Origin of the sequence: Agrobacterium sp. ST15.13.015, assembly GCF_027871645.1 — a bacterium.
Lineage (GTDB): Bacteria > Pseudomonadota > Alphaproteobacteria > Rhizobiales > Rhizobiaceae > Agrobacterium > Agrobacterium leguminum.
In genome coordinates this window covers 1-3794 of sequence record NZ_JAQAHF010000038.1, presented here as the reverse complement: position 1 = coordinate 3794, position 3794 = coordinate 1, and the positions used below count along the sequence as shown (strand labels likewise).

At 54.6% G+C, this 3794-nt stretch carries 3 protein-coding genes and 1 pseudogene; all 4 read right to left on the bottom strand.

What is annotated here, in order from left to right; translation table 11 throughout:
- Positions 1 to 381 precede the first annotated feature (381 nt).
- Entirely contained in the window at positions 382 to 960 is a 579-nt protein-coding gene (locus tag PIB16_RS26570; RefSeq protein ID WP_125147047.1) for a hypothetical protein, read from the bottom strand.
- Positions 957 to 2399, bottom strand: a complete 1443-nt coding sequence (locus tag PIB16_RS26565) for a DUF4150 domain-containing protein (protein ID WP_233282696.1) — start codon at positions 2397 to 2399, stop codon at positions 957 to 959. The genes PIB16_RS26570 and PIB16_RS26565 overlap by 4 nt, the downstream gene beginning before the upstream one ends.
- On the bottom strand, positions 2396 to 3511 hold the full coding sequence (locus PIB16_RS26560; protein ID WP_271046674.1) for a DUF2169 family type VI secretion system accessory protein: 1116 nt from the start codon (positions 3509 to 3511) through the stop codon (positions 2396 to 2398). Before PIB16_RS26560 ends, PIB16_RS26565 begins: the two co-directional genes overlap by 4 nt.
- A gap of 13 nt (positions 3512 to 3524) precedes the next feature.
- A pseudogene (locus tag PIB16_RS26555) lies at positions 3525 to 3794 on the bottom strand (type VI secretion system tip protein VgrG); the annotation flags it as partial.

Genomic DNA, 3794 nt, shown 5'->3' with positions numbered 1-3794 from the left:
CTGTGCGTCCGAAAACTGTGATGCTTTCATCGTCTTCCGTTCCTTTCCCAGCCAGGAAAATGCACCGGAAAACTCTAACCAAAAACGGTCCAGTTTGAAGGGTTCAGATCACTGGCTGTCGTTGTCGGCCATGGCGGCGTGACAGAGTGTCGGCTCCCATTTGCCGTGCAACTCTTCGAAATCGTCGTCGTCCATTTAATTTTTTATATGCACCCTTTTAGCGTATTGCGCATTCTGTTTTGATACATCCCCCGTTAACACTTTCTATGTCCCCGGATCAGATACCTAGATCCATCGCTTACTGCCTCAAGCCCTCGAAGTTTCGTTCCAGCAGCCCGCCCTTTAGATGTCCAAAGACCAAGACACTGGAGAGTTCGTGCCTCAGATCGGCAATTGCTTATATCCGTCAGCGATCAACTCCTCCGTCCTATTTTTCTCTAAAACGAGCAGTTCAATAGGTCTTCCGTCCTCGAAATCGGACTTCTTGGGAAGTGTGAAGCGCATGGAGATGTCGGGCGCGACTATTTCATTACGTTTCCTGAAGACGGATTGCGACCTGGCAATCACCAGTTCATAAAATTCTTTGGCAGGCATCTCGAAAATATTTCGCCCTTCAAGTTTTGGACGGCACTCAGCTGACAAAACGATACGAATAAGGATATCTCCGTGAAAAAAAACAACTGGCAGGCTTTTGGTTTGGGGAATCCACCGAACCTCTGCCGCAGCTTCAGACTGCATCGCCGCAATCATCTCTTTAAATTCCTCGGGATCGAGACCCATCTCAGGCCCCATCGAGTTTAGCAGTTTCTCAAAGTCCGAAATTGCCACTGACTCATCCTGCACGAGTTCGGGTTCAGCAAATCCCTCCATTTTCGAAATCACTTCTTTAGATGTACCAAGCCTCAGCGGACCGATGCCTTCTCCCAGTAAAACTTCCCACGCTCCCGACTTGTCTGTCACTTTATGATTCCTTCGCGTTTAAGGCACTCTGCATATGCCATCATCTGAGCTATGGCAGCGTCGTAGCGTGTCGGATCACCACGTAACATAGCGATACGCTTGATATCGAGAATATCCATATTAATGGCTTTCATAAATTGACCGGAGTTTATCAAACGAGCTTGTGTGGAAATATAGGGGCTTGTTACCTTTCTTCCATATGAGAGTGTAGCTCGATGGTCTTCTGGAAGCATTTGAATGGCTGGACCTGCCCACGTGGGCAAGTAGGAGGCAGAGTTAGCAGGAGTATGATGGCTATCTAAATTGTCGCCAAGTGGGAGGGCCGTCGCAAAATGAGCGCCCCCTCTATATTTGCCAGGAGCTCCTAGCGCCTCGCGGGCACAGGGCTGTCCGGACACACGAACTGATGCCGCTGCTGTTGCCGCGCTGACCGCGTTTTTTATTGCTGTGCGCAATTTTTCAAGTTGCGTTCTATCTCCTTGCAGCGCTTCGCCCAAGGTTCCAGGCGCGGCAGCCTCCATGGACGTTATGGCCTTGGTTGCTGCGTCTCGACCAACCTGCGAATTGGGGAAGTCCCAGTAAAACGGGGAAGCATCAATATGATATTTTGACCAAGCGTGGGCTCTTGCAACCAGAACGTCGGTCGGATCGCTCAGATTTAATCCGAGTTGCCCCGCCGAATCCTGAACCGCACGATCCTCGCTGATTTGCTGGACCATATCCATGATCTCGGCGGCTCCTCTGGCAGACGACCAGAAGCGAAGACCTTTTAACAGCCGTGGGTCAACCGTAGTTGTTGGCCGACCATATGTTCCACGCCTTGCAACACCACCGCTTTGAGGAATGGTAGCGGTCTGAGCCTGCGCATACTGCGCACCCATGATCAACGGCTCGGGCGACGCATCGCTCATAACCCGGCCTTCGTCCGACCCGTCCTGCCATCGGAGCGATCCCCGCACCGGATCATCGTCCTTGGGAGGATCATAGGTCTGCGTGCTGCGGACGAAGATCGCCTCACCCTGGGTATTCCTGCTGTTCATATAAAAACGATCGAGGTGGCGAATGACATGCGAGCCTTCGGCACGCACCTGATCAGCGTGCCCGATGGGTTCGCAGATGCTTTCCACCGTGCCGGATTTTACCCCCTTACGGTTACCGGGCGCGTCGCCGTGCACATGTGTCGTAAACGAACGCATCACCATTGCCTTTTTGCCGGTGAACCGAACAGACGGCGTGTAGTTTTTATCATGGCCGCAAAAATCCACGACCGGATAGGGAATAGGCACCACCGACGAGCCAACCGGTGTCAGGCATACATCAGGCGCCAAAGAGACGATACGCGCCTCATCGATGTCACGCAGTCCCTCACGCGGTGTCGCCGTGGTCCATGTGCCGGGATATTGGGGCTCTCCGATATAATTGTCGCGGGGGATGCTCATGCTGTCTCCCTCTCGGTTAAAGCCGCTTCGGTTTCGGGCGACTTCAGACGAACGCGCGTCAGGGTGAGTTTTGTTTCACCGGCATCGGGAAGAGGAAACCTGATGCGCCAGGTCAGAAGCACCCGTCCGTCATTGCGCCAGTCGAATTGCACGCCATCGAGCTTCAGCACATGCCATTCGTCGCGATCTTCGCGAGAGCAATGGACACCGAGGGTAAGGCCAGGCAACGAGCCTTTCGCGACCGGATGCTGAGAACTCAGATTAACGAGCTCGTAGTTCTCGTCACCCTTGAGGTGAGGCGTCGCGATGAGATCAGGATGGGCCGCCTGCCAGAAGCGTGCATCAAAATCACGCGGCAAGAGGGGGTGCCTCTCCTCCCGCCAACCGTCGTCATAAGTTCCGGAATATTGCTGACGGAACTGCCACCAAGGCGAAACGAGTCCAAATCCCTGCGGTTCCGGCGTGCTCCGCCAATCGGAATGCTCACCAACGGCAGCGATCTGCGGAGCTGGAACAGGCCCGGCGTCGGCAGGCATCTCAAGATTGACGATGCCGCACCCAAGCGGGTTTCGGCGCTCCACGTCAATCGGTGTTTCCGTCCCCGCATCACCTGTGCCAGGGATCGCGCCGCCATAAGCGTTGCGCCAGCATATGGCCACGTTTCTAGTCGGTTCAGGATCGCTCAGTTTCCAATCCGCTATGACACGTTTGGCTTCCCTGGCAGAAAAACCTGCCCATTTCTCCTTAACGACAGGTTGCCAGAAGCGTTTGCCGAAAACCTCGGTTTCCTTGAAAATTCCACCAACACGGATGGAGGCACGCCAGGATTTCTCCGGCTCGCCACTCGCAGACCACGCATTCCCGAGAAAGGTTATATCCGTGCCGGGCTTGTCCGGGGTAAGGTCGCTTTGGCGCAGGAGGACGGTCTGGTGCGGATCGCCCTCATAGGCATCCTCCCACTGGAAACTTTCCTGCTCGGCTGCGACATCCAGCGAACCGCCCTGAGCATGCGTGAATGTTGCACGCACGGAGACGATACAATCGAGCCCTCCTTCGGCATCGAACTGACGGAAAGCCATGGCGGGAAACGGCAGGCGGTTCTGAAGTTCCAAGACCCGGCCTCCGTCAGTTCAGATCGATCGGCTTGCCGCGAAGCTGAAAATGATCCGTCGCCACGAAGTTGAAGGTCTTGCCAAGAATGATGACCTCGCCATTCGCCTTCATGATGAATTTGGAATCGCCGCATTCGATGACGAACTCTTCACCGACTGCAATCTTCTTGAACTTTCCGACGCTTTCCAGCGACGTCTGGCCGACATTCGTAACCTTGCTCACCCCGATCTGTTCTGCCCGCGCCACCCCGACGCTGTCGGATTTGAACGTGCTGACGATCGT